24 protein-coding genes are annotated in these 24,411 nt (G+C 51.8%); 13 read left to right on the top strand and 11 right to left on the bottom strand.

The features are described 5' to 3' along the window. Positions 1 to 18: 18 nt before the first annotated feature. From GQ52_RS01090 to GQ52_RS01055, 8 genes are all read right to left on the bottom strand, one after another. Positions 19 to 504: an ankyrin repeat domain-containing protein gene (locus tag GQ52_RS01090; protein WP_024929669.1), complete on the bottom strand. Its 486-nt coding sequence runs from the start codon at positions 502 to 504 to the stop codon at positions 19 to 21. Between the two features lie 85 nt (positions 505 to 589). Continuing rightward, positions 590 to 4,501, bottom strand: a complete 3,912-nt coding sequence (gene purL, locus GQ52_RS01085; protein ID WP_047514354.1) for a phosphoribosylformylglycinamidine synthase — start codon at positions 4,499 to 4,501, stop codon at positions 590 to 592. 127 nt (positions 4,502 to 4,628) lie between these two features. Then, positions 4,629 to 6,419: a ferrous iron transport protein B gene (feoB, locus tag GQ52_RS01080; protein WP_047514351.1), complete on the bottom strand. Its 1,791-nt coding sequence runs from the start codon at positions 6,417 to 6,419 to the stop codon at positions 4,629 to 4,631. After that, positions 6,416 to 6,673, bottom strand: a complete 258-nt coding sequence (locus tag GQ52_RS01075; protein ID WP_019881683.1) for a FeoA family protein — start codon at positions 6,671 to 6,673, stop codon at positions 6,416 to 6,418. The genes feoB and GQ52_RS01075 overlap by 4 nt, the downstream gene beginning before the upstream one ends. A gap of 162 nt (positions 6,674 to 6,835) precedes the next feature. Beyond that, positions 6,836 to 7,645: a peptidylprolyl isomerase gene (locus tag GQ52_RS01070; protein WP_019881684.1), complete on the bottom strand. Its 810-nt coding sequence runs from the start codon at positions 7,643 to 7,645 to the stop codon at positions 6,836 to 6,838. Positions 7,646 to 7,700: 55 nt separating this feature from the next. After that, entirely contained in the window at positions 7,701 to 7,964 is a 264-nt protein-coding gene (locus GQ52_RS01065) for a BolA family transcriptional regulator (RefSeq protein ID WP_033425676.1), read from the bottom strand. 1 nt (position 7,965) lies between these two features. Beyond that, a complete protein-coding gene (locus GQ52_RS01060) occupies positions 7,966 to 8,265 on the bottom strand; it encodes a YciI family protein (RefSeq protein WP_019881685.1) in 300 nt (99 codons plus the stop codon). A 16-nt stretch (positions 8,266 to 8,281) separates the two neighbouring features. Further along, positions 8,282 to 8,827 (bottom strand): septation protein A, encoded by a 546-nt coding sequence (locus GQ52_RS01055; RefSeq protein WP_024929673.1) that lies wholly within the window; start codon positions 8,825 to 8,827, stop codon positions 8,282 to 8,284. Between the two features lie 126 nt (positions 8,828 to 8,953). On the opposite strand from GQ52_RS01055, the gene GQ52_RS01050 reads away from it, so the two are divergent. The 3 genes from GQ52_RS01050 to GQ52_RS01040 all read left to right on the top strand — a co-directional run bounded on the left by GQ52_RS01050 (position 8,954) and on the right by GQ52_RS01040 (position 11,155). Further along, positions 8,954 to 9,817 carry a 3',5'-nucleoside bisphosphate phosphatase gene (locus GQ52_RS01050; protein ID WP_024929674.1) on the top strand — a complete coding sequence of 288 codons (864 nt, stop codon included), beginning with the start codon at positions 8,954 to 8,956 and terminating at the stop codon, positions 9,815 to 9,817. Between the two features lie 14 nt (positions 9,818 to 9,831). After that, complete coding sequence (locus GQ52_RS01045; protein ID WP_019881688.1) at positions 9,832 to 10,443, top strand: L-threonylcarbamoyladenylate synthase; 612 nt, start codon at positions 9,832 to 9,834, stop codon at positions 10,441 to 10,443. 73 nt (positions 10,444 to 10,516) lie between these two features. Beyond that, positions 10,517 to 11,155 (top strand): site-2 protease family protein, encoded by a 639-nt coding sequence (locus GQ52_RS01040; protein WP_047514348.1) that lies wholly within the window; start codon positions 10,517 to 10,519, stop codon positions 11,153 to 11,155. A 57-nt stretch (positions 11,156 to 11,212) separates the two neighbouring features. Here the strand turns inward: GQ52_RS01040 and GQ52_RS01035 are convergent, their stop codons facing one another. Next, positions 11,213 to 14,863 carry a DUF748 domain-containing protein gene (locus GQ52_RS01035; protein ID WP_047514345.1) on the bottom strand — a complete coding sequence of 1,217 codons (3,651 nt, stop codon included), beginning with the start codon at positions 14,861 to 14,863 and terminating at the stop codon, positions 11,213 to 11,215. A 197-nt stretch (positions 14,864 to 15,060) separates the two neighbouring features. Here GQ52_RS01035 and GQ52_RS01030 point away from each other — a divergent pair, with 197 nt between their 5' ends. Both GQ52_RS01030 and GQ52_RS01025 read left to right on the top strand, forming a co-directional pair. Next, positions 15,061 to 15,921, top strand: coding sequence for an HlyC/CorC family transporter (locus tag GQ52_RS01030; protein ID WP_047514342.1), 861 nt, complete (start codon positions 15,061 to 15,063; stop codon positions 15,919 to 15,921). 65 nt (positions 15,922 to 15,986) lie between these two features. Then, entirely contained in the window at positions 15,987 to 16,379 is a 393-nt protein-coding gene (locus tag GQ52_RS01025) for a hypothetical protein (RefSeq protein ID WP_019881692.1), read from the top strand. A gap of 74 nt (positions 16,380 to 16,453) precedes the next feature. Here GQ52_RS01025 and mscL read toward each other — a convergent pair whose 3' ends face one another. Further along, positions 16,454 to 16,867 (bottom strand): large conductance mechanosensitive channel protein MscL, encoded by a 414-nt coding sequence (gene mscL / locus GQ52_RS01020; protein WP_019881693.1) that lies wholly within the window; start codon positions 16,865 to 16,867, stop codon positions 16,454 to 16,456. Between the two features lie 171 nt (positions 16,868 to 17,038). On the opposite strand from mscL, the gene panC reads away from it, so the two are divergent. From panC to GQ52_RS00990, 6 genes are all read left to right on the top strand, one after another. After that, on the top strand, positions 17,039 to 17,893 hold the full coding sequence (panC, locus tag GQ52_RS01015; RefSeq protein ID WP_047514339.1) for a pantoate--beta-alanine ligase: 855 nt from the start codon (positions 17,039 to 17,041) through the stop codon (positions 17,891 to 17,893). A 105-nt stretch (positions 17,894 to 17,998) separates the two neighbouring features. After that, positions 17,999 to 18,379, top strand: coding sequence for an aspartate 1-decarboxylase (panD, locus tag GQ52_RS01010; RefSeq protein ID WP_024929679.1), 381 nt, complete (start codon positions 17,999 to 18,001; stop codon positions 18,377 to 18,379). 14 nt (positions 18,380 to 18,393) lie between these two features. Continuing rightward, positions 18,394 to 18,765 carry a ribosome silencing factor gene (gene rsfS / locus GQ52_RS01005; RefSeq protein WP_047514335.1) on the top strand — a complete coding sequence of 124 codons (372 nt, stop codon included), beginning with the start codon at positions 18,394 to 18,396 and terminating at the stop codon, positions 18,763 to 18,765. 21 nt (positions 18,766 to 18,786) lie between these two features. Next, entirely contained in the window at positions 18,787 to 19,254 is a 468-nt protein-coding gene (gene rlmH / locus GQ52_RS01000; RefSeq protein ID WP_047514332.1) for a 23S rRNA (pseudouridine(1915)-N(3))-methyltransferase RlmH, read from the top strand. 2 nt (positions 19,255 to 19,256) lie between these two features. Further along, entirely contained in the window at positions 19,257 to 20,690 is a 1,434-nt protein-coding gene (locus GQ52_RS00995) for a deoxyribodipyrimidine photo-lyase (protein ID WP_047514330.1), read from the top strand. Positions 20,691 to 20,910: 220 nt separating this feature from the next. After that, positions 20,911 to 22,005 carry a VacJ family lipoprotein gene (locus tag GQ52_RS00990; RefSeq protein WP_047514329.1) on the top strand — a complete coding sequence of 365 codons (1,095 nt, stop codon included), beginning with the start codon at positions 20,911 to 20,913 and terminating at the stop codon, positions 22,003 to 22,005. Between the two features lie 81 nt (positions 22,006 to 22,086). Here the strand turns inward: GQ52_RS00990 and pmbA are convergent, their stop codons facing one another. Continuing rightward, positions 22,087 to 23,409, bottom strand: coding sequence for a metalloprotease PmbA (gene pmbA / locus GQ52_RS00985; RefSeq protein ID WP_047514327.1), 1,323 nt, complete (start codon positions 23,407 to 23,409; stop codon positions 22,087 to 22,089). 73 nt (positions 23,410 to 23,482) lie between these two features. Between pmbA and yjgA the strand changes: the two genes are divergently transcribed. Both yjgA and GQ52_RS00975 read left to right on the top strand, forming a co-directional pair. Next, positions 23,483 to 24,043 carry a ribosome biogenesis factor YjgA gene (gene yjgA / locus GQ52_RS00980; protein ID WP_019881701.1) on the top strand — a complete coding sequence of 187 codons (561 nt, stop codon included), beginning with the start codon at positions 23,483 to 23,485 and terminating at the stop codon, positions 24,041 to 24,043. Between the two features lie 77 nt (positions 24,044 to 24,120). Continuing rightward, positions 24,121 to 24,372 (top strand): sulfurtransferase TusA family protein, encoded by a 252-nt coding sequence (locus GQ52_RS00975; RefSeq protein WP_019881702.1) that lies wholly within the window; start codon positions 24,121 to 24,123, stop codon positions 24,370 to 24,372. Positions 24,373 to 24,411 lie beyond the last annotated feature (39 nt).

Below are 24,411 nucleotides of genomic sequence, written 5' to 3'. Positions count from 1 at the left end.
GTTGCGAGTTGCTAGCGATTAAAAGCATTTTTCTTCCTGACAGCCATCGTTTTTGGTGCCAAGTTCAGTCAGCAGGTCGACCATTTTCTGGTCATTTTCTTCTTTGAAGTAACGCACCAGGGATACATCGCCTTTGAGTTTGATGTTCACATCCGCACCCGCAGAAGCCAGGTATTTCATGGTAGCGGTATCACCAATAAATGCAGACATATGGAACGCCGTATTATGGCTGGCCGGGTGCACATAGTTCAGGTCAGCGCCTTTGGACACCAGGTATTTCACCACGTCCAGCTTGCCTTTTGATGCCGCCATTTGCAGTGGCTCCCAGGCAAAGAATTTCTGTTTTACCAAGGTCGGGTCAGCTTCAACAAACTTTTTGACCACTTTCACGTTACCACCGGTGAGTGCCTCGGTAAACTCCATGTACTCCTCATCTGACAAGGCAAATGCCTGTAAGGCAAATGACAGTGAGAACAAGGCCACTAAAAACTTAACTGATTTCATAATCTCTCCAAACACCTGATTTTCATTTTTAAAAATAACCACTTTATTTTAATGGCGAAACCGTTAGTCTTGCGCTTGGTTTCGCTTAACCCACAAACTTGCGTGCATTCCTGAACATGCGCATCCAAGGGCCGTCCTCTTGCCATCCATCAGGGCGCCAGGAGTGTTGTACAGCCCTGAATACACGTTCAGGATGCGGCATCATGATGCTGAAACGGCCGTCTTGCGTAGTGAAACCGGTCAAGCCCTGTGGCGAACCATTCGGGTTAAACGGGTAGACCTCGGTCGCTTGCGCAGCATGGTCAACATAGCGCACAGTTGCCAGTTGCTGTTGTAGCACACTTGTGACAGCGCTGGCATCAGTAAATTCCGTAAAACCTTCGCCATGCGCCACAGCAATCGGCATACGGCTGCCTGCCATGCCATCAAAGAAGATGGATGGCGAGGATAGAATCTCGACCAGCGCCACGCGTGCTTCAAATTGTTCGGACTTGTTGCGCACGAAATGCGGCCAGTGCTCTGCACCAGGAATAATGCTGTGCAGGTTGCTCATCATCTGGCAACCGTTACACACGCCCAGTGCAAAGGTATCGGCACGGTTAAAGAAGGCGCTGAATTCATCACGGGCGCGGCTGTTGAACAAGATGGACTTGGCCCAGCCTTCACCGGCGCCAAGCACGTCACCGTAAGAGAAGCCACCACAGGCGACCAGGCCAGCAAAGTCTTTAAGGGACACACGGCCGCTAATGACGTCGCTCATATGCACATCAACACTGTTAAAGCCGGCGCGGTCAAACGCCGCGGCCATTTCGGTCTGGCCGTTGACGCCTTGCTCACGCAGAATCGCCATATTCGGGCGTTTACCAGTGTTGATATACGGCGCAGCGATATTGTCGTTGAGGTCGAACGTCAGCTTGGCATGCAAACCGGCATCGTCAGCATTGAGGATGCGGTCATATTCTTGTTGCGCACAGGTCGGGTTATCACGCAGGCTTTGCATGCGGTAAGTGGTTTCAGACCACATACGGTGCAACTCAATACGTGAAGCTTGGTATTGCGTGTTGCCTTGTTTGATCGCAATGTCATGGCCCGCGTTGACCTGGCCGATGCGATGTACACAGGCGCCCAGCGCCTGTTGCAGTTGCGCTGCAATCGCGGCGGCATCCGCTGCACGCACTTGTACCACGGCGCCTAGCTCTTCGTTAAATAGGGCGCTGATTGTGTCACCATTGAGGCTGGACAAATCGATATTAAGGCCACAATGACCAGCAAAGGCCATTTCTACCAGCGTCACATATAGGCCGCCGTCAGAGCGGTCATGGTAGGCCAGTAGCTTGCCGTCACTGTTCAATTGCTGGATAGCGGCAAAAAACGCTTTCAATTGCGCTGGTTGATCGACATCCGGCACGGTATTGCCCAGTTGCTTGTAAACTTGCGCCAGGGCTGAGCCGCCCATACGGTTGCGGCCGTTGCCGAGGTCGATCAGGATCAGTTCGCTGTCGCCTAAGTCGGTACGCAGTTGTGGCGTCAGAGTTTTGCGCACATCCGGCGTATTGGCAAACGCAGAAATCACCAGCGAGATGGGTGCGGTAACGGCTTTATTTTCGCCATTGTCTTGCCACACGGTTTTCATACTCATGGAGTCTTTACCGACCGGGATGCTGATGCCGAGTGCCGGGCACAATTCCATACCGACCGTTTTCACGGTGGCATACAGTGCGGCATCTTCACCAACATGGCCAGCAGGGGCCATCCAGTTGGCAGACAGTTTGAGGTTGCCGATCTCGCTAATCGAGGCGGCAGCAATGTTGGTAATGGCCTCACCAATCGCCATGCGGCCGGAAGCCGGGGCGTCAATCAGCGCCAGTGGCGCTTTTTCGCCGATGGCAAAGGCTTCGCCAATATTGGTTTCAAACCCGGCACAAGTCACCGCCACGTTGCTGACCGGCACTTGCCATGGGCCGACCATCTGGTCGCGCGCGATCAGGCCGGTTACACTGCGGTCACCGATGGTAATCAGGAAGGTTTTATCGGCCACGCCTGGTAAACGCAGTACGCGTGCCACGGCATCGTTCAAGTCTATATTGCTGGTATCAAAGGCAGGCAGTGATTTTTGCACGGACTTGACGTCACGTAACATTTTTGGCGGTTTGCCCAGCAATACAGAAAGCTCCATATCGACTGGCTTGTTGGCAAAGTGCGTGTCTTCCACGGTTAAATGACGTTCTTCAGTAGTCACACCCACCACCGCGAAAGGACAGCGCTCGCGTTCACAAATCGCTTCAAATAATGGCAGTTGGTCTTGTGTGACGGCAAGTACGTAGCGCTCCTGCGCTTCGTTGCTCCACAATTCGCGCGGGCTCATGCCAGGCTCTTCGTTGTGTACGTCACGCAGCTGGAACACTGCACCGACTTTGGCGTCGTTCACCAGTTCTGGGAAGGCGTTGGAAATACCACCAGCGCCGACGTCGTGAATGCTCAAAATCGGGTTTTTATCGCCCATTTGCCAGCAACGGTCGATGACCTCTTGCGCACGGCGTTGTAGCTCAGGGTTGCCACGTTGCACCGAGTCAAAGTCCAGGTTTTCTGTGTTGGCACCGGTGTCCATGCTGGAGGCTGCGCCGCCACCCAGGCCAATCAGCATGGCCGGGCCACCGAGTTGAATCAGGGCTGAGCCAGGAGGGATGCTATTTTTAAAGCTATGACTGTCAGAAATATTACCGACACCACCGGCCAGCATGATGGGCTTGTGATAACCGCGCACTTCTGATTGTCCGTCTGTGGTGCTTGTTTCCAGCTCAAAGGTACGGAAATAACCGGCAATGTTGGGACGGCCAAATTCGTTGTTATAAGCGGCACCACCTAAGGGGCCGTCTATCATGATTTGCAGCGGGCTGGCGATACGGCCTGGTTTGCCGTAGGTGGTTTCCCAGGGTTGGGTAAAGTCAGGCAGATTCAGGTTAGACACCGAGAAGCCAGCCAGGCCTGCTTTGGGTTTCGAGCCAATGCCCGTTGCGCCTTCGTCACGGATCTCACCACCTGCACCCGTTGCGGCACCGGCAAACGGTGAAATCGCGGTCGGGTGGTTATGCGTTTCTACCTTCATCAGGTAGTGCATATTGTCTTCTACAAACTGGTAGCTCTGGTCGGCAGAAGGGTAGAAACGCTTGGTTTTCTGTCCTTGCACAATCGACGAGTTATCCGAATAGGCTACAACGGTGTGGCCAGGGTGCAGTTTGTGCGTATTGCGGATCATGTTGAACAGCGACAATTCCTGCTGTACGCCATCAATCACCCAGTCGGCATTAAAAATCTTGTGGCGACAGTGTTCGGAGTTGGCCTGGGCAAACATCATCAGCTCGACATCGGTCGGGTTGCGGCCCATTTTTGTGTAATTTTCCAGCAGATAGTCAACTTCGTCCGGCGATAAAGCCAGCCCCATGTCACTGTTGGCAGCTTCGAGCGCGGCCTTGCCACCGGCCAGGATGTCCACGCTGGATAGCGGTTTAGGATCGGCGTGGTGATACAGTTTTTCGGCATCAGCCAGGCGGTAGATCACCGTTTCTGTCATGCGGTCCTGAATTGCTGTGCGCAAGGCCTGTTTTTCGGTCTCGGTGAGTGGCTGACCATTTTTTGTTGTCACATAGTAGGCAATGCCGCGCTCCAGGCGCAGCAGGCTGCTGAGGCCGCAGTTATGGGCAATATCAGTGGCACGTGAGGCCCATGGTGAAATGGTGCCTATGCGTGGTGTCACCAACAGCAATTCGCCAGTTGGTGATTCGATATCCGTATGCGGGCCGTAAGTCAGAATCTGACGCAAGGTGTCTTGTTCAGTGGCACTCAATGCCGTTTCGCTAAAGGCGAAATGTACAAACTCGGTATAAATATGGGCGATATTCGGTGCGCTGATGTTGAGGGCGCTATACAGTTTATCGAGACGGAATTGCGAGAGGGCGGCGCTGCCGCGCAGACTAAAAAAATGCGCTTGACTGGACATGTGACGGTTGGATTTTTCAATGAAAATTCAAACCGTCATTTTAACAGAAAGCGCGTCGTCTGGCAGGGCTAATCGAATCCCAAATAAAATCGGCCACGCATAGGTGGCCGATTGAGAATGGTAGGCACTAGTAACCCAGCGCGCGGGCACTTTGGTAGAACGCAAAGCTCACAACCCACGCCAGTGCTAATGACCAGGTGAGTGATAGCCACATAAAGCCGCTGCTTTTGCTTTCGGATTTAAGGGTAGCAATAGTGGATAGGCAGGGCGTATAAATCAGCGTGAACAGCATAAAGCTCATGCCTTGTACCCAGTCGATATTGGCTGCGATCTGCTGGCTGAGCGCATCGCCTTGCAAGCCGTAAATGACGGCTAGCGAACCGACGACGATTTCCTTGGCGACAAAGCCAAAGATCAAGGCAATTGCCAGATGGGTGTCAATGCCAATCGGGTCCAGCACTGGTGCAAAGAAGCGGCCTATGCTGCCAGCCCAGGTCTCGGCACTGGCCGGCACGGCAGTGGTAGGCAGGTGTGTGAGCAGCCAGACCATGACCACGCCAATGACGATAAATTTGGTTGCACGTGACAGAAAGTGTTTCACCTCTTGCCAGCCACGCATCCAGATTTGTTGCGGGGTAGGAAAGCGATACGGCGGCAGTTCGAGTACAAACGGTTCGCGGCTGGCAAATTTGCCTTTGAACAGGATGGCAGTGATGAAAATCGTGGCGAAACTGACCAGGTAGAGCGAGAACAGTACCAGTGCGGCTTGTGAGGGCGGGAACAGGATGGCAATGATAAACAGGAATACCTGTAATCTGGCCGAGCACAGGGACAGTGGGATAGTCAGCATGGTCAGCAAGCGCATGGGGCGGCTACGCATGACGCGCGTGCCCATCAAGGCGGGCACGTTACAGCCAAAGCCCATCAGCATCATGACAAAACCACGGCCATCGAGGCCCATTTTTGCCATCAGGGTATCCATGAGAAAGGCGGCACGTGATAAATAACCGCTATCTTCGACCATGCTCATGACTAAAAAGAACAGGACAATAATTGGCACAAACGCGGCCACCGTGCTAAACCCTGTATACAGGCCGTCCAGTAGCAAGCCATTTAACCAGGTGGGCAAACTGGCCAGCAGTGGTTCTAACGCCGTGCTGCGCAAGCTGTCAAACAGCCATGCCATGCCCTCTTGTAACGGGGCGCCAACGGTAAAAATAAACTGAAACAGCAGGAACACTGAAAGCAGGAAGAGTGGCAAGCCCAGCCATGGGTGTAACAGTACCTTGTCCAGGCGGTCGGTCAGTGAGTGGTTGAGTTGCAGCGGAAAATGCACGGTGCGGTCAATAATCTGGTGCATTTCCTGCTCGATGACATTGTCCATCTCCAGCTTGCCCGCAATGGTTTCTGGCGTGACCAGGTTAGGTTGCTGCAGGATCGTTTGTGCCGCCAGTTGCAATGCCTCAGGGCAGCCCTGGCCATATTTGGCGCTAATGGTGCGCACGGGTATGCCCAGTTGCTTGCTCATTGCTTGTGCGTCAATCGTAATGCCTGCGCGTTTGGCTTCGTCTTCCATATTCAGCAGCAATACTGCAGGTAAGCCGAGGGCGCGAATTTGCAAAGCGAGCGATAGTTGGCGGTCAATCTGGGCGCTATTTAAAATAATCAACACCAGGTCGACCGGGTGGTGGCTGAGAAAATGACGCACGACGTGCTCATCATCTGAGAAACCATGCAAATCATACAGGCCGGGCAAATCTACCAGTTCAGCAATATGGCCGCCCAGCAGTATTTTGGCACTCATTAAATCCACAGTAATCCCTGGCCAGTTGCCGACCCGGGCGGACGCGCCGCTTAAGCGATTGAACAGGGTGGATTTGCCCGTGTTGGGCATTCCGAGCAGGGCAACACGTTTCATGCAGTGATGGATTCTGTCTGGTTGGAGAGAAGGTGCACATGGATGGCTTTGGCATCCTGCAGGCGGATAATGACGTCTGTCGAGCCGATGCGTACATGCAATGGGCCATTGAACGCGGCCTGGCGGATGACTTCCAGCTGTTTGCCAGACCGGAAACCCAAAGCGCTCAGGCGTTGTGACAAGGCCTGTTCAGCATGGATGCGATCAATCATGGCAGACTGGCCGGGTTTGAGGGCGTCAAGATGCATGTGCATATTACAAATGAGAATAATTCTTGATTTTATCTCAGATTGACGGGCAAAGGAATGTTTCTGTGCGGGTCTGGCGGGTGATAGCCTTATGCAGATGCGATGCGCGGCAAATAAAAAAGCCAGTCTAAACTGGCTTTTTTATTGATTTGTTACAAGTGGTTTTGATTACTTCTTCTCGATGCCGCTGACATCAATTTTTGCTTTGTCTTTCAGGCCCAACATGTATTTTTCCAATTTACGCTGCTGCAAAGTACGCTCAATGCCTTCTTGCACTTTTTCATAAGGCGGTGCTTGCAGTGCGCGAGTATCCACCAGCTTAATCACATGCCAGCCGAATTGTGACTGTACTGGCTCAGGCGTTGTTTCGCCCTTTTTCAAACCAACCAGTGCTTCGGCAAATGGTCTTACCATGCCAGCAGGTGAGAACCAGCCCAGATCGCCACCTTTGTCTTTAGAACCTGGATCCTGTGATTTCTCTTTAGCAATTTTCGCAAAGTCAGTGCCTTTTTTCAGGTCGGCAATAATGGCTTTGGCTTCTGCTTCAGTTTTTACCAGAATGTGGCGCGCATTATATTCTTTGTCGCCCAGCTCTTTTTTATACTGTTCGTAGCCTTCTTTTTTCTCGGCATCGGTCACTGGATTTTTCTTGATGAAATCAGCCAGGAATGCGTTGACCAGCAATTTACGACGTGCCAGTTCTTCGCTTGCGATAAAGTCAGGCAGTTTGTCGATGCCAGCTTTTTGCGCTTCCTGGTAAGCCAGTTCTGAACCCACCAACTCGTTGACCACGGCGGCTTTCATGCCGTCATTGGCTTTCTGGCCGGTACGTGCTTCAGCATCACGTAAAATAAAGTCTACCCAGGTTTTTTTAATTGGTTTGCCATTGACTGTGGCAACCGCATCGGCATCGGCCGCGTATACATGTGGCAGTGCGCTTAAGCAAGCAATCGCCAACATTACTTTCAAAAATTTCATGCAATATCCTTATATAACGATTTGAATTGGTGCGATATTAAAAAACAGAAATGTTTCAACTAAATGACTCATCAGTCGATAGGGCCTGAATACTGAGCGCGTGTATACGATGAGGCATTAAATCTTGTAAGCATTGATAGACCATGCGATGCCGCATTATCTGTGATTTTCCTGAAAATAGCGAGCTTTTTACCGTGAGCGTGAAATGCCCGCCGCCCGTGTTCCCTGCATGTCCGCGATGCAGTTCACTGTCATCCTGTATCTCAAGAAGTGTAGGTGCCAGCGGCTGCAAACGTTGCTCGATTTCTGCTTTTAACATGTTATGGCAGCGTCTTTCTGAATGGTTTGACTTCTACCTTGCCATAGACGCCTGCATGCACGAAAGGGTCGTCGTTGGCCCAGTTGGTGGCTGCCTGTAAAGAATCGAATTCTGCCACAATTAGGCTACCGCTAAACCCGGCTGCACCAGGGTCTACGCTATCAATGGCGGGTAATGGCCCGGCGAGTAGCAAGCGCCCTTCATTCTGTAGCTGTTGCAAGCGTGCCAGATGTGGCGGGCGATGTTCCAGCCGCAGCGGCAGACTGTTAGCAGTGTCTTGGGCGTAAATCATGTAAAGCATGGTGGTTTTCTCTTAGTCAGGCAGACGGGGTGTTTTGTTCAATCCAATGTTCTTTTAACGCAAACACTTGCACAATAATAAAGATAAACATCAGGCTGGTGGCACCAAACAGTTTGAAATTGACCCAGTCATCTTCGCTGAAATGAAAAGCCACATAGAGGTTGAGTATGCCCATGCCTACCAAAAAAGCAATCCAGCACAGGTTGAGTCGGTCCCAGATCGCCAGCGGCGGTGCCATCATTTTGCCCAGCATATTTTCGATCAGGTTGCGTTTGAGCGCGTAGCGGCTGAAGAGCAATACCAGTGCACCGATCCAGTAGATCGCAGTGGGTTTCCACATAATATAGGTTTTATCATGTAGCAATAAGGTGATGCCACCGAGCACGGTAATCACCGCGCCGTTAATCACCAGCATCTTGTCTATCTTGCCGCGTTTGATCCAGAGTATCAGCATCAGGACCAGGGTGCTGATCATGGCGACAGCGGTTGCAGTAAAGATACCTGCTTTTTTATAGGCAATAAAAAAGAGAATAACGGGGAGTAAATCGGTAATGACTTGCATGACTGGCTTCAGGTGACTGAATTCCTGCTATCTGTGAGGGCACTATTTTGCTATGATTTCTGTCAAAATGTAAAGTTAGTCGCTTTGTTGTCATCCTTTTTATTCAAACGGCGCCCCATATCCATCATGTCTGTTCCCATTGATTTACATTGCCACTCCACCCTGTCAGACGGACTGCTTTCGCCTGAAGACCTGGTTGCGCATGCGGCGAGCAGGGGGGTGCGGGTGCTCGCACTCACCGATCACGATGAAGTGGGCGGGTTGGCACGGGCACGCGCTGCGGCCGAGCAATTAGGTATCTCTTTTATTGATGGCGTTGAGATTTCCGTCACCTGGAAAAATCGTACCTTGCATATTGTCGGTCTGCGTGTCGATCCGCAACATCCAGAATTGTTAGCTGCCTTTGCTAAAGTGCGCGAGGGACGTGATGCCCGCGCCAGGCAAATTGCCGCAGGGTTGGCCAAGGCAGGTATCGCAGATGCCTATGAAGGCGCGCGCGAACTCTCGGGCAACAGCGTGATGACGCGCAGCCATTTTGCACAGTTTATGGTGAAACGTGGCCATGCCAAAAACATCAAATCAGTATTTAAAAAATATATGGTCAAAGGCAAGCCAGGCTATGTCAATCATGAATGGATGAGCCTGGAAGAGGCCATGCAGCTGATTCGTGATAGCGGCGGGGTGGCGGTGCTGGCACACCCAGGTCGTTATGACTTGGGGTTTGTGAATATGCATCTGCTATTAAATGAATTCAGAAATCTGGGCGGTGCAGCGATTGAAGTGGTCACTGGTAGCCACCAACCGCCGCAGTATGAGCAATTTGCCAAGCTGGCGCATCGTTTTGATCTAAAGGCTTCGCAAGGCTCTGATTACCACGGCCCGGGCATGTCTTATATGGATATGGGGCGTTTGCCCGCATTGCCCGCCGGTTGCGTGCCTGTGTGGCAGGACTGGCCCGAAGCCAGTCAACTGCAAGCAGTAGCGAGTTAGCGCATCCCCCAATCATGGCACAGTATTTTGTGATTCATGCGGAGAACCCGCAAACCCGATTAATCCAGCAAGCTGCGCAGTGGTTAAAGCAGGGTGGAGTGCTGGCCTGTCCTACTGACTCCAGTTATGCCCTGGTCTGCCTGATGGAGTTCAAAGAGGCACAAACCCGTATCCGCCGTTTGCGTGGCGTCGATGATGAGCATCCGTTTACCCTGATTTGCCGTGACCTGGCTGAGATCGGCACCTATGCCAAAGTGAATAACAGCCAGTTCCGCTTGCTTAAGGCGATGACGCCGGGCGCTTATACCTTTTTGCTGGAGGCCAGCCGCGAGGTGCCGCGCCGATTGCAGCATCCCAAGCGCAGCACCATTGGCTTGCGCGTGCCTAAGCATGTGGTTACGCAAGCCTTGCTGGAGTCGCTGGATTCGCCCTTGCTCAGCATGACCTTGCAGTTGCCTGGCGATGAAGCGCCTATGTCTGTTGGCTGGGAAATCCGTGAAGCGCTGGAACATCAGATTGACGCGGTGATCGACAGTGATATTGTGCATGTGGGCGCCACGACGGTGGTCGATTTGACGCAAGACCCGCCCGAGCTGGTGCGCGCGGGCGTTGCGCCTTGGCCTTGATAGGTGCTTGATTTGGCCGGACATTTATTCTTAGACGCTGTGACAGAGTGTTGACTTTAGCTGGAAGCATGACATGGAACTCACTGTTGTACAGAAAATTGCCGCTTACGCCTTGCCCATCCTGTTTGCGATCACGGTACATGAGGCGGCGCACGGCTATGCCGCCAAGTTCTTTGGTGACCTGACCGCCGAGCGCATGGGCAGGATTACCCTTAACCCTTTCAAGCATATAGACCCGATTGGCACCATTTTACTGCCTGCACTCAGCATTATCCTGGGGGGCGTGCTGTTCGGCTGGGCCAAACCGGTGCCGGTCAACTTTGGTCAATTGCGTCGCCCCAAGCAGGATATGTTGTGGGTGGCACTGGCGGGTCCGGCGTCTAACTTTGCCATGGCCATTGTGTGGGGATTGATGCTGGCGCGGATTGCATTATTCCCGGAGTCAGCCCAGGCTTTTTTAGCACAGATGAGCCTGGCAGGCATCCAGATTAACCTGGTCTTGCTGGTGCTGAACTTGTTTCCGCTGCCACCGTTGGATGGCGGCCGCATTGCTGTCAGCCTGTTACCCATGCAAGCCGCGATCAAGTTTGCACAAATAGAGCGTTATGGCATGCTGATTCTTATCGCCTTATTATTCACCGGCATTCTGGGTGTTTTATTGTCGCCGGTGCTCAAGTTTTTTCAGCAGTTATTGACCATGCTGGTCATGTAGCTGCGCTGGTGAGGTATTGGTGAAGCCGCTGAATCAGCGGCTTCATGCTATTTGCAGCTAGTGCTTGATAGCGTCCAGCGTCAGCTTGCTTGGCACATGATCGCGGTCTGCCTTCACGGTTGTTGGGGTAGTGACCGTAACCCGTTCGGCACCAACGCCCGCAGCCAGTAACGCTTTCTGGATGGCGTCGGCGCGTGCCTTGGCCAAGGCTTGCAAGTCAGCGTCGGTGACCTGAATGCTGGTGGTCAGTGCTTCCTGTGCTTGCGCGTAAAAACCTTCGGGCGCTTTTTCCAGTTTGGCTGCCAGCCGCTTGAGTAAGCCCTTATTGTTCAGGCGGTCATGCAATGTTTGTATGGCCGATTGCACTTTGGGATTATTTAAATCAATTGGTCCCGCTGCCTGCCCAGGCTCCAGGCGCACACCGGCTTCTGCTGCCACTTGTTTGCGCAAGCTGGCTTCCTGAATGGCGCGAGTATCTGCGGCTACATCGTAGCCAGGTACAATGCCCAGCGCTAATTGCTGGCGTTTGGCGAGCGCGTTGCTTACCGTGTGCAATTTCTCCAGTTCCGGTGGTGCAACCGTGGCATTGCCAGGGTCAAACACAATTGCCTCCAGCTTTTCACCGCCGCCAAACAGTTTGCCCAGCGCACTGAACGGTGCGGTCACAATTTTGGTCAGCACATTGGTGAACGCTTTCCAGACAATCCCGCCTATGCTGAATTTGGGATCATCCAGGCTGCCACTGACTGGCAAATCGAGGTCGATCACGCCATCGCTGTCTTCCAGGATGGCAATCGCCAGGTCCAGGGGCAGGTTGGGGGCATCTTTACTGTCAACTCTTTCACCCAGGGTAAGCTTGTTGATGACAAATTTGTTTTCGCCCGCCAGTACACGCTGTTTGATTTTATAGCCCAAGTCTACAGACAGCTTGCCAGATTCAATTTTGCGCCCGGCAAACTTACCGGAATAGGGCGTGAGGCGATTCATCTCCAGGTTGGTGAATGCCAGTTTGATATCGGTAAACTCTGTGGTTCTAAACGGTTGCAACGAGCCACGGATGCGTGCTGCACCGTAATCATCTACCTTGCCGTCCAGTTCGACTTGTGCAGTCGATGACGGGTTGCTGGAAATGCCGTTGATGACGCCGCCCAGGGTGTGGATGTGCGTGCCAAACGGTTGTGGCAGTGATAAGTCAGCGAACTCCAGCTCGGCGTTATTAATGCGTACCGTATCAATTGCAACCGGGAAGTCGCTGCTAGTGCTGGCAGGCGTTGCCGTTGCGGTGGTTTGACTCACGGGGGCTGGCGCTGCCTTCGTTGTGGTCGATGCGGTTGCCGCTGTCTGGTCTGGCGTAGCCGTGCGCATGACCTTGGTGATATTCAGGCTACGGTCAGGATAAATGATAAATTTGCTTTGCGGCTTGCTTAAGGTCAGCGTGCTTAATTGCAGTTTGTTGGGTGCCAGTGATAGCGCCAAGCCGTCTCCTTGCAGTTTTTCCCAGCGTAAAAATGGTTGCTGGCTGGCTTCCTCGAGGATGGACAGCTGGTTGACACTAAAGCCGCCGTCAAACTTGGTTGCCCCGCTGCTGGTTTGTTGCAGTTTACCCTGCAGGCTGGCAGAACCGTTTTCCAGTTGCAGTAAGGCGGCTTGCTGGATATAAGGGGCGAAGGGTTTCAGTGACAGGTCTGTGAGTGCGCATTGCAACTCTGTTTTAAAAGGTGCTGCAGCCAGTTTGCCTTGCAGCTTAAACTGGCCACCTTGTTTGACCTTGAATCCAGCCTTCACCGGCAGCAAGCGTGTCATATTCTGACTCAGGTCGTTGGCTTCCAGGCTGGCATCCACCACGTCCAGCACCACCGGGGTCGGTGTTGATTGATCTTCAATATGAATATCTGCCTGTTGCAAAGCCAGCCGCTTCAAGGCGTAAGACCATGGTTTCGCGGGCGCCGCTGCCTGTGTGCTTGTCTTGGCAGTCACCGTGTGGCTGCCTGGGGCAGGTGCCAGCATGGCTTGCCAGTTCAGGCGTTGATCCGCTTGCCTGATGACCGTTGTTTTGAATCCTTGCAATTGAATCGCGGCAATATCAACTTTTTGCTGGTCCAGCGCCAGTTGCGCATTATTCAGCGTAAACTTGGCTAATTGTGCGGCCGGTTTTTTATCTGATTGGACGCTGAGTTGTGTTGCTTCCAGTTGCACATTTTTTAGCGCCAAGCCTGACGTATTATCTACCGCCAGCTGTAGATTTAAGTCACCAACCGTGGCTTGCAAGGGCTTGGCAAATTGCTGGTCGGTGTAAGCGAGCTGCCAGTGCGCCAGGGCAATGTCGTCTACCGCAAATTGAAAGGGGGCGCTGGCCTTTTCATCGACCTTTTCACCTGGCACCGTAGGGGCCTCAGGAGGCGGGGGCGTGGCTGCTGCAGGTTCGGCAAAGGCGTGTTGCCAATCAAGCCCGGCAGCCGTTTGTGTCGCCGACAATTGCCCTTTGCTTAATAAGATGTGTGCCACATTGGCCCGGCGTTCTGCCAAATTGAGGCTGACATTTTCGATCGCCAGTTCTGGCAATGTAAATAATGTTTTTTGCGCCTGTTGTAGCTGTGTTTGCTCAATATGCAGGTTCAGGTTGTCAAATGTGAGTTGTGCCTGCTTGTCCTGCTCGAAGACCAGCTTGGGCAAAGCCAGGCTGCTTTTGGCAATTGAAACGTCTGCCTGTGGTTTATGCAGTTTGAGTTGATCAAGTTGAATGTTGATGTCTTGTGTCGTGACCAATAACTGTTTTTGTTGATCTAGCGTCAGATGTTTGGCTTTGACTTCCAACTGCGAAAAAGCGAGTTGATCGCCTTGCGCCAATGTGCCTGCCAAATCGTTCACGCGCAGCTGTGCATCGCTGACCAACAGTTTCGGTTGTTGATTCGGCAAAGAAAAGTCATAGTTAAACTGGCTGGTAAACGTACCTGCCGTGACTTGCAGCGGCAACTTGGCCGTGTTTATCCATTGCATGACTTTGGCGATTTGCAAACCTTCGATCGCCAGTGAGCCTTGTGATGCCAGTGGATTGACGCCAAAATTGCCTTTCCACTTGATGGTCGCGCCCTGGTACGGCAGTTTGGCGGCAATCAGGTAGTCGCCACGGTCTTTAGGTAGCGTGGAAAAGCCTTCGAGTTCAAAATCCAGTGGCTTGAGTGAGGCTTGTAGCGGCGTGGCGTGTTGCGCATCCTGGTAATCGATATTGCCCTGGCTGATCGCGATATTTTCAATGATGACACGCGGCAAGTCTTTATTTGGCGGCGTTGGGTCCTCGTTGAGTTTTGCAATGAGGTCAGCCCAGTTGAGGCGGCCCTGTTTGGAGATATGCACATCGACGCGCGGCGCTGTCAGCGTAATTTGCTTGAGTTTCCAGGCCCAGTTGAACAGGCCGCTGGCTTCAAGATCGACCACCAGTTTGTCAAACGACGCCAGTGGCGCACCGTTTGTTTCGGTCAGCGCCAGCTTCTCGATGGTTGCGGTGAGGCGCAACGGGTCAAACGTGACTTTTTCTACACTGGCTTTACTGGCCAATTGGTGTTCGGCTACCCATGGTAACAGCCATTTTGCCAGCGGATTGATAGCCAGCCAGGCAAATGCAAAGTAGAAGACAATAAGCCCGGTAAGCACCTTGAAAGTCAGTGATTGCACCAGGGGACGTAAGGAAGGGGGCAGGCGATTCAACATAAGTGTTAATTTAGCAGAAATTAAATCTTTTATATCGTTTGTTGACACCGGAAAGTGACAAATCTTTGCGTGCCACACACGGCCAGGGATAGCCACGAATAAGTCAGGCAACCCATGTCATGAAGGTGACATTGCCATCCGTTTTCATGTATGCTTAAGTTAACGCGTTATACAGGATGCTGTTTTCAGCAGTAACTATGGCTTCAGAGCCGGATAAGTTGTCTCACAAACCCTCACTTTTAGAACGATTAAGCCATTTTCTTCTGCGCGAGCCAGAAGACCGCGAGCAACTGGTCGAGTTGCTGCATGGGGCTTATGAAAATCACCTGATGGACAGCGATTCGCTGGCCATGATTGAAGGTGTCCTGCAAGTCAGTGAAATGCAGGTCAGGGATATCATGATACCGCGTTCGCAAATGGACGTCATTGATATTGCCCAGCCGCCAGAAAGCTTTCTGCCGTTTGTCATTGAAACGGCGCACTCCCGCTTCCCTGTCATTGAAGATAATAAAAACGATGTGATCGGCATTTTGCTGGCCAAGGACTTGTTGCGCTATTACGCTAACGAGACATTCGAGCTGCGCGATATGCTGCGTCCGGCGGTGTTTATTCCCGAGTCCAAACGCCTGAATGTGTTGTTAAAAGAATTCCGCAGCAACCGTAACCATATTGCCATTGTGGTCGATGAGTATGGTGGCGTAGCCGGGATGGTGACGATTGAAGATGTGCTGGAGCAAATTGTCGGCGACATCGAGGACGAATACGATGATGATGAAGGCGAAGGCAATATCATTCAGCAGGAGCCGGGCATTTATCGCGTCAAAGCCTTAACCGAGATTCCTGAATTTAATGAAGCCATAGGCACCGAGTTTAGCGACGAAGAGTTTTCTACCGTGGGTGGCCTGGTGGTCAATCACTTCGGTCATTTGCCCAAGCGTGGCGAGCATATCCGTCTTGATAATCTCAGTGTTACCGTGGTACATGCCGACAGTCGCCGTGTACATGTGTTACTGGTCGAACAGTTGCCGGAAGAGGCGTATCCTATCGAGTCTGTGTAGTGCCTCTTGTATGAACCTATTGCTGTTTTAATTGCCTGAGTTTCTGAATATAAAGGAGAGTCATGATGAGAGCACAAACTTGGTTAAACGGGGTATTGGCTGTTGCATTATTGTCTTTAAGCGGGGCGGTGTTGGCAGGTGCGGCGGCTGGTAAGTTGCCTGAGGACGAGCAGGGCTTTGTGGATGCGGTGGGCAAGTTGAATCGCGCGCAGTTAATTGCATTATTGGGCGAGCCAGCGCGCGCGGAAGATGTGAAGTTAAAAGATAGCGGGCGCGTGGTGGCTTCTATCTGGCATTATCACAATATCAATAAAGATGCCGCGGGGGCTTATTACCCAACCACAGAGCTGGATCTGATTGATGACCAGGTCAGTGTGGTGGTGTTTCTGAATAATGATGGGTCTGATGCCAATGCTGGTCAGACGTATGAAGTGCAACCGAATCCTGCCGATTTGTAATCTTTGATTTTTGTGGGTAGTTAAAAAGCAAAGGGCGCCACAGCGCCCTTTGTCATATCACTATCGCCAGAAAATTATTTTTTCAGGCTGTCACGAATTTCACGTAACAAGACGATATCTTCCGGTGTCGCTGCTGGCGCAGGCGCTGGTTCTGCCTGTTTCAGGCTGTTCATGAATTTAACCATCTGGAAAATGATAAATGCCAGAATAACGAAGTTGAGCACAATGGTAATGAAGTTGCCGTAAGCCAGTACCGCGCCCAGTTTTTTGGCTTCTGCCAGGGCCAGGTCAGCCGATTGGCCGTTGAGTGGCACATACAGGTTGCTAAAATCAAAACCGCCAAAAATTCGGCCGATGACCGGCATGATAATGTCGTTCACCATGGAATCAACGATCTTGCCGAAGGCACCGCCAATGATGACACCGACCGCCAGGTCCATGACATTGCCCTTCAGCGCAAATTGTTTAAACTCGGTCATCACACTCATTCACTTACTCCTGATGTTAATAATTGTAGATAGTTGCAAATGATGACTATAGGCGCGGACTTGCCAGCTTGTCAATTGCCGGGGCGCTGATCTTTTGCCTGTCACAGTTGAATAGGGTGCTGTGTGATATATTGAATCATTCTGATTTTTGATGGATTAAAAAGAGTCTACATGCAGTTGTTTCACAGCTTGCGCGAGTTGCGCGCATTTCTGGCCAGTCGCCGCGACCAGCGCGTGGGGTTTGTGCCAACCATGGGTAATTTACATGCGGGGCATTGCCAGTTGGTGACGCTAGCGAAGAAGCATGCGGAGATTGTGGTGGTCAGTATTTTCGTAAACCCGCTGCAATTTGGTGCCAATGAGGATTTCGGCAGGTATCCACGCACCTTGCAGTCTGACTGTGACAAGCTGCAAGCCGTGGGCGCCGATGCCGTATTCGCGCCAGCGGTAGAGGAAATGTATCCCGACTTTGATGGCCAGGATTTGCACCAGCAGATGGTGATTCAACCGCCACCTTTGGCCAATGATCTATGTGGCGCTAGCCGTCCTGGCCATTTTGCTGGTGTAGCGACTGTAGTCGCCAAACTGTTTCATATGGTGCAACCGCAAGTGGCGGTGTTTGGCAAAAAAGACTACCAGCAACTGATGGTGATCCGCGCATTGGTGCGGCAACTCAATTTTGAGATTGAAATCATTGCCGGGGAAACCGCACGTGAGGCTTCCGGCCTGGCCATGAGCTCAAGAAATGGTTATTTGACCGCAGCAGAAAAAACACAGGCCGCACAGTTAAATCAGCAGTTGCAAGGCATGAAACAAGCCTTGCTGACTGGTCAGCGCGACTATGCGGCTTTGCAAACGCAAGCCTGTTTAGCGTTAAGCCAACAGGGCTGGCAGGTAGATTATGTAGAGGTTCGGCGTCAACAGTCACTGACCTTGCCGGATGCGCAGACCCGTGAATGGGTGATACTGGTGGCAGCCAGGTTGGGTAAGACGCGGCTCATCGATAACTGCGAAGTCAGTGCCTGATGCGATTGCGTGTGTTTTTTGATAAATTTATTTTGCGCTAAGCCATTGATAACTTTATAATTACGACCTTTTCCGCGCGAGTGGAAGTTCGAGCTAAGGGACGCAATGCAAAGAACCATGTTGAAATCAAAGCTGCATCGAGTGCGTGTGACGCATAGCGAGCTGCACTATGAAGGCAGCTGTGCGATTGATGAAGCCTTGCTGGAGGCCGCCAATATTCATGAGTATGAGCAAATCCAGATTTACAATATCAACAATGGTGAGCGTTTCACAACTTATGCCATTCGTGCCGAGCGTCACTCTGGCGTGATTTCGGTCAATGGTGCTGCGGCGCACAAAGCGGATCCTGACGATTTGATTATTATTGCCAGCTATTCCCAGTATACCGAAGCCGAATTGACTCACTACCATCCGCAACTGGTTTACGTCGATGCGCAAAACCGCATTGTCGAGCAAAAAAACCATATTCCTGCGCAAGCCGCCTGATTTTGAATACACCTATGCAACCAAACATTGATACCCTGTCTCTTGAAGAGATCAAACTGGCCGTCGTCGACGCGCTGGAAGATATTAAAGCCTTTGACATCACCGTGATGGACGTGCGCCGTATGACGGCAGTGACCAGCTACATGATTGTCGCCAGTGGTAACTCTACCCGCCAATGCAAGGCAGTCGCCGATAACGTGCGTGAAAAGCTGAAAGAAAAAGGCCTGGAAGCGCGCGGCGTAGAGGGCGAAAAAGAAGGCGAGTGGGTCTTGGTCGATTTAGGCGATATCGTGGTGCATGTCATGGTGCCAACCACCCGCGCTTATTACAACATTGAACAACTGTGGACCGAGTCACAGACGCGCCGCACGGCTTCTGCTGCCTAAAAGCACGACACTCCTCCAGATATGAAACTCAATATCATCTCGGTCGGCCATAAAATGCCCGACTGGGTTGAAAGCGCCTGTGCGGAGTACTTGAAACGCATGCCGCGTGAACTTGAAACACGCATCATCGAAATCAAACCTGATAAACGTGCGGCCGGTAAGAATAGTGAAGTGGTGCAGGAGGCCGAGGCCAAGCGTATCCTGGAAGTGGCGGGTAAAGATTACCTGGTGGCGCTGGATGAGCGTGGCCAGGCCGTGACTACCTTGCAACTGGCAGAAAAACTCAAAAGCTGGCAAGAAATGGGGCGTGATGTGTCCTTGGTCGTGGGTGGTGCTGATGGTTTACATGCACAACTCAAAACGCAAGCGCAATGGCTGTTCAGCTTGTCTAAATTGACCATGCCGCATGGCATGGTGCGTGTGATGCTGGCCGAGCAACTTTATCGCGCCCACACGGTTCTAAGTGGTCATCCCTATCACCGAGAGTAACGATGTCTAAAGCATTGGTCTGGTTGCGTCGCGACCTGCGCGATGATGATCATGCCGCGCTGTATCACGCCTTGAAGCGGCATGCGCAAGTGACTGTCGCTTTTGTTTTTGATACGGATATTCTGCATGCCTTAACGGATAAGCAAGACCGCCGGGTTGAATTTATCTGGGAAAGCGTACGCGAACTCAAGCAGTCCTTACAAGCGCACGGCAGTGACCTGATCGTATGTCATGGCCGGGCACAAGTAGAAATCCCGGCGCTGGCGCGCGCACTCAATGTCAGCGCAGTCTATGCCAACAAAGATTACGAGCCGGTCGCGATTGCCCGCGATGAAATAGTAGCGCAGGCGCTGCTTGAGGCTGGTCAAACCCTGCATTTATTCAAAGATCAGGTGCTGTTTGAGCAAGATGAGGTGATGACACAAACCGGCAAACCGTATGGGGTGTTCACGCCGTATAAAAATGCCCATCTGGCCAAGTTGAATGCCTTTTATTTAAAAGCTTACCCGGTCAAAAAATATATCAGTCATCTTGCGCCCGTGGCGCCAGCGCCCATGCCGACGCTGGCATCGCTGGGGTTTGAGCGCACCAATCTTGCCGCATTGCGCTTGCCAACCGGTATGGCTGGTGCGCAGCAGTTATTCGAGGATTTTCTGCATCGTATCGACCAGTATCATGACGCGCGTAATTACCCGGCGGTCAAAGGCGTGTCTTATCTGTCGGTGCATTTGCGTTTCGGCACAATTTCCATCCGCCAACTGGCGCATGCAGCGTGGCAGTTATCCCTGGCCGGTAATGAGGGGGCGGCGATCTGGTTGAGTGAGTTGATCTGGCGTGATTTTTATTTCCAGATTCTGTTTCACCGGCCAGACTTGCAACAAGGTCGTTCTTATAAGACGGAGTATGAGGCGCTGCCTTTTACCAATGACGCTGGCTGGTTTGCTGCGTGGTGCGAAGGGCGCACGGGTTTTCCGATTGTGGATGCGGCCATGCGACAGTTAAACCAGACCGGTTACATGCATAACCGTTTGCGCATGGTAGTCGCCAGTTTCCTGGTCAAGGATCTGCTCATAGACTGGCGTTGGGGTGAGCGTTATTTTGAGCAAAAGTTAATTGATTTTGACTTTGCAGCTAATAATGGTGGCTGGCAATGGGCAGCCTCGACTGGTTGTGACGCGCAACCTTATTTCAGGATTTTTAACCCGCAATCGCAGTCAGAAAAATTTGATCCGCAAGGCAAATTTATCCGTAAATATGTGCCGGAGCTTGCCGGTCTTGATGACCAGCAAATTCATGCGCCATGGGCAGAGAAATTCCGTAAAAAAGGCTTGTTTGACAAAGGCTTAGTGCTCGACTACCCGGTGGCTGTGGTGGATCATGCGCAACAGCGCGAAGAGGCCTTGCGCTTATACAAAAATAATGTGAAGCAAAGATGACATTTGATGTAGAATAAGATCGTTTTACTTCGTGCTAAGGTGAGGTCTGCATCACGCCTGCTGGTTAATTTAACCGACTTTTTAACAATGATCCCTTCAACTTTTAGAAGAGATTTCCGTTAACTGAGATGACACACATTTGCGAAGTACGCACTGCAAGCTGTGTTGGGGATACAACAATTTAAATGCGCTTGAAAAGCTTCTAAACATAATGACAAATATGAAAACATTAAGAGCGATCGTACTGACTGCAGTTCTGGTGAGTGTCTCTGGTTGCGCCACAACCAATAAAGACCCACTGGAAGGCATCAACCGGGGAATTTACAAATTTAACGATGTGGCTGACCGTTATGCCATGAAACCCGTTGCCAAAGCCTACAAAGCCGTTGCGCCTACGCCTGTGCGTACTGGCATCAGCAACTTCTTTAGCAACCTCGGCACCTTGACCACCGTCGTGAATGACCTGTTGCAACTGAAGTTTGCCCAGGCCTTTACCGATGCTGGCCGCTTTGTCATCAACTCTACCTTTGGTATTGCCGGTTTTATTGATGTGGCCAGCATGGACAATGTGCCAAAACACCAGGAAGACTTTGGTCAAACCCTGGGTTACTGGGGCGTAGGTTCCGGCGCGTATCTGGTGCTGCCAATTGTTGGGCCGAGCACCGTGCGTGATGCCAGCGGTTTGTTCATTGATACCGTGACTTCCGACCCGATTACCTATTTGCATAATACTGGCCAGATCCGTGCCCACAACCAGGTACGTGCGGTACAGTTGCTGGATAAACGCACGCAATTGCTGGATGCGACCGATTTGGTGGATAACGCGTCGATTGATCCCTATGCATTTATGCGTGATGCTTACCTGCAACGCCGTGCCAGCCTGATCCAGGATGGCCTGGTACCTAAAGAGTTGCTGGAAGACGAGTTTGAGCCTGCAGATGAAGATACGCCTAACCATTCGGAACAAACACCAGCCACCACGGATGCTGTATTGTTGCAATCTGCCGCGCCAATCGAAGGCACTGCGACTGAGAATGCAGTCACTGAAGGTGCACAGGTAGCGCAGCCAGCGCAAGCGGTGGATGCCTCTGAGTCTGTCGTTTCTGAGGCGACCGCTGCTGAAATGGTCATCGAGTTAAGCGAATCCGCGGAAATCGCGCCTGAGGCATTGCCGCCGATGCTGGATCAGTCTCAAGCAGATCAAGCTGCTGCAGAACAAGAACCCGTGGTTGAAAACGAAGCTGCAACTGCAGCCATGGTTGCGGGTGTTGATGAAACATTGTTGACCCTGGATGCTGCGGCGCCCGCGCAATAGTAGCCGACATCTTCGGTGATACAAAAAAGGCTTTGCGTTGTGCAAAGCCTTTTTTATTTGCTGTCGCTGTGACCGCGGTATTTATTCCGCAGAGGCGATGGTCATACGCTCAATTAGTATCGATCCAGTCAGTCTTGAGCTGTTCGGAATAGTATCGTTACCAATCGCAACAATGCTTTTCAACATGTCTTTCATATTGCCCGCAATGGTGATTTCTTCTACCGGGTGCACAATCTGCCCGTTCTCTATCCAATAGCCAGCAGCCCCTCGGGAATAGTCACCTGTCACCATATTCATACCGTGCCCCAATAGCTCTGTCACCAGCAAGCCGGTGCCCATGGTATGCAACAGTTGCTCAAGGCTATGGCCTGTTGAACGCACCATGATGTTGTGTGCACCACCGGCATTGCCTGTCGACTGCATGCCCAGCTTGCGGGCAGAATAGCTCCCCAGTAAATATCCTTGCAGTACACCGTTCTCAACCAGTGTGCGTGGGCGGCAAGCCACGCCCTCGCTATCAAAGGCGCTGCTGCCAGCACCTTTGAGTACAAACGGGTTTTCATCAATCTGCAGCAATGGGCTGGCAATGGGCTGGCCCAGGCTGTCGAGCAAGAAAGAGGATTTACGGTATAAGTTGCCGCCAGAGATTGCACTAATCAAGGTGCCGATCAGGCCGCTTGCCAATGGTGCCTCAAATAAGACCGGGTATTGCCCGGTTTTGATCGGGCGGGCACCCAGGCGCTTGACAGTGCGCGAGCCCGCCGTCTGGCCGACTTGCTCTGGTGTGGCCAGGTCGTGCGCATCGCGCGCGCTGCTATACCAGTAATCACGTTGCATCAGGCCATCTGCTTCGGCAATCACCGAGCAACTGATGCTATGGCGTGAACTTGGGTAGCCGCCAATAAAACCATGACTATTGGCATAAGCAAATGCACCGCTCTGGCTGTAAATACTGGCACCTTCGCTGTTGCTAATACGTGTATCTACGGCGAGGGCGGCGGCTTCACAACGCTTGGCCAATGCCAGTGCGGCGTCGACGTCAATCTGCCACGGGTGGTGCAAGGATAAATCTGGAAATTCTGTCGCCATCAAATCGGCATCGGCCAAGCCGCAGAACGGGTCCTGCGCGGTATATTTTGCAATATTACAGGCGGCTTCAACCGTGTCTTTCAAGGCTTGAGGACTCAAGTCAGAGGTGCTGGCATAGCCTTTTCTCTGGCCAAAATACACCGTGACTGAACAGCCTTTGTCTCGGTTGTATTCAATGTTTTCAGTCTCGCCTTGCCTGACGGACACATTCTGGCCGGTGCCAAAACTGACCTCGGCTTCGGCACTGCTGGCACCTGCTTTGCGTGTCAGTTGAATAATGTCTTGGGCGATTTGTTGAAGTTGATCCGATTGCATGCTGTACGCGCTTGTTTCTTGCTTGGCAGTTAAAACTGTTATCATACCCGATTTGGCAGAGATTGCTTTTACCATGACATCTGAAACCTTTGATGATTCCCAACCCAGTAAAACCAGATTGAAAGCAGAGGCGGATGCTGCGCAGGAAATAGGCCGTCAATTGGTTGCGCTACCTAAGGATAGATTGAAGAAACTTCAATTAGAGGAATCCTTGCTGGATGCCATTGCCGAAGCCAAGCGCATTACCGCGAATGGCGCCATTCGCCGCCAGATGCAGTATATCGGCCGTTTGATGCGTGACACTGATTTGGCGCCTATCGTCGAGCAACTGCAAAAGTGGGACGGCAAACACAAGGAAGAAAATGCCCGCTTTCATCACATGGAGCGCTGGCGTATGCGCTTGCTTGAGGATGTCAAAGTGATCGAGTTGTTTATTGCTGAGTTTCCGCAAACCAATGTGCAGCAAATGCGTACCCTGATTCGCAATGCACAAAAAGAGCACGCGGCAGGCAAGCCACCCAAAAGTAGCCGCGAACTGTTTAAAGTGATTCGCGAAGTGATGGAGGGCAAAAGTGGTGCCGAAGATGATGCGTTTGATGCAGAGATGCCAGAAGACGAGTCTTTGGACGATTAATCATAAAACAAGATTGAATTAGCGAGTGGCGACTCTGTGTCAACGACTTGCTAATGACATGAAAGAGGGGAGGCAACATGCACAGCCATATTGATCTGGAACTTGATTTAACGGGTCTGGAAAGTCCGCTGCCCATGTTGAAAACGAAGGATGCGCTGGATCACTTGTTGCCAGGGCAGGTCATGCTGGTAAAAACCACCGCCGCTGGCAGTGAGCAGAATATTCGTAATTTGATCAATAATCACCCGGTCAAATTATTGTCCTTGAACAAGGATAATGGCGTATTTCATTTCTTGATTGCAAAAGAAGCTGTATTGGCGGGTGAATAAGCGACTGCGCGTCATGTTTTATAAGCAGGCTGTAAAAAA

The organism is Methylophilus sp. Q8 (genome assembly GCF_000800115.1).
Classification (GTDB): Bacteria; Pseudomonadota; Gammaproteobacteria; order Burkholderiales; family Methylophilaceae; genus Methylophilus.
Note: the sequence above shows the minus strand (reverse complement) of the source record. Positions and strands in the feature narration are given on the sequence as shown.

Excerpts from the sequence above, each read along its gene's own strand:
- GQ52_RS01090 (WP_024929669.1), bottom strand. The coding sequence starts at position 504 with ATGAAATCAGTTAAGTTTTTAGTGGCCTTGTTCTCACTGTCATTTGCC.
- purL (WP_047514354.1), bottom strand. The coding sequence starts at position 4,501 with ATGTCCAGTCAAGCGCATTTTTTTAGTCTGCGCGGCAGCGCCGCCCTC.
- feoB (WP_047514351.1), bottom strand. The coding sequence starts at position 6,419 with ATGAAACGTGTTGCCCTGCTCGGAATGCCCAACACGGGCAAATCCACC.
- GQ52_RS01075 (WP_019881683.1), bottom strand. The coding sequence starts at position 6,673 with ATGCACATGCATCTTGACGCCCTCAAACCCGGCCAGTCTGCCATGATT.
- GQ52_RS01070 (WP_019881684.1), bottom strand. The coding sequence starts at position 7,645 with ATGAAATTTTTGAAAGTAATGTTGGCGATTGCTTGCTTAAGCGCACTG.
- GQ52_RS01065 (WP_033425676.1), bottom strand. The coding sequence starts at position 7,964 with ATGTTAAAAGCAGAAATCGAGCAACGTTTGCAGCCGCTGGCACCTACA.
- GQ52_RS01060 (WP_019881685.1), bottom strand. The coding sequence starts at position 8,265 with ATGCTTTACATGATTTACGCCCAAGACACTGCTAACAGTCTGCCGCTG.
- GQ52_RS01055 (WP_024929673.1), bottom strand. The coding sequence starts at position 8,827 with ATGCAAGTCATTACCGATTTACTCCCCGTTATTCTCTTTTTTATTGCC.
- GQ52_RS01050 (WP_024929674.1), top strand. The coding sequence starts at position 8,954 with ATGTCTGTTCCCATTGATTTACATTGCCACTCCACCCTGTCAGACGGA.
- GQ52_RS01045 (WP_019881688.1), top strand. The coding sequence starts at position 9,832 with ATGGCACAGTATTTTGTGATTCATGCGGAGAACCCGCAAACCCGATTA.
- GQ52_RS01040 (WP_047514348.1), top strand. The coding sequence starts at position 10,517 with ATGGAACTCACTGTTGTACAGAAAATTGCCGCTTACGCCTTGCCCATC.
- GQ52_RS01035 (WP_047514345.1), bottom strand. The coding sequence starts at position 14,863 with ATGTTGAATCGCCTGCCCCCTTCCTTACGTCCCCTGGTGCAATCACTG.
- GQ52_RS01030 (WP_047514342.1), top strand. The coding sequence starts at position 15,061 with ATGGCTTCAGAGCCGGATAAGTTGTCTCACAAACCCTCACTTTTAGAA.
- GQ52_RS01025 (WP_019881692.1), top strand. The coding sequence starts at position 15,987 with ATGAGAGCACAAACTTGGTTAAACGGGGTATTGGCTGTTGCATTATTG.
- mscL (WP_019881693.1), bottom strand. The coding sequence starts at position 16,867 with ATGAGTGTGATGACCGAGTTTAAACAATTTGCGCTGAAGGGCAATGTC.
- panC (WP_047514339.1), top strand. The coding sequence starts at position 17,039 with ATGCAGTTGTTTCACAGCTTGCGCGAGTTGCGCGCATTTCTGGCCAGT.
- panD (WP_024929679.1), top strand. The coding sequence starts at position 17,999 with ATGCAAAGAACCATGTTGAAATCAAAGCTGCATCGAGTGCGTGTGACG.
- rsfS (WP_047514335.1), top strand. The coding sequence starts at position 18,394 with ATGCAACCAAACATTGATACCCTGTCTCTTGAAGAGATCAAACTGGCC.
- rlmH (WP_047514332.1), top strand. The coding sequence starts at position 18,787 with ATGAAACTCAATATCATCTCGGTCGGCCATAAAATGCCCGACTGGGTT.
- GQ52_RS00995 (WP_047514330.1), top strand. The coding sequence starts at position 19,257 with ATGTCTAAAGCATTGGTCTGGTTGCGTCGCGACCTGCGCGATGATGAT.
- GQ52_RS00990 (WP_047514329.1), top strand. The coding sequence starts at position 20,911 with ATGAAAACATTAAGAGCGATCGTACTGACTGCAGTTCTGGTGAGTGTC.
- pmbA (WP_047514327.1), bottom strand. The coding sequence starts at position 23,409 with ATGCAATCGGATCAACTTCAACAAATCGCCCAAGACATTATTCAACTG.
- yjgA (WP_019881701.1), top strand. The coding sequence starts at position 23,483 with ATGACATCTGAAACCTTTGATGATTCCCAACCCAGTAAAACCAGATTG.
- GQ52_RS00975 (WP_019881702.1), top strand. The coding sequence starts at position 24,121 with ATGCACAGCCATATTGATCTGGAACTTGATTTAACGGGTCTGGAAAGT.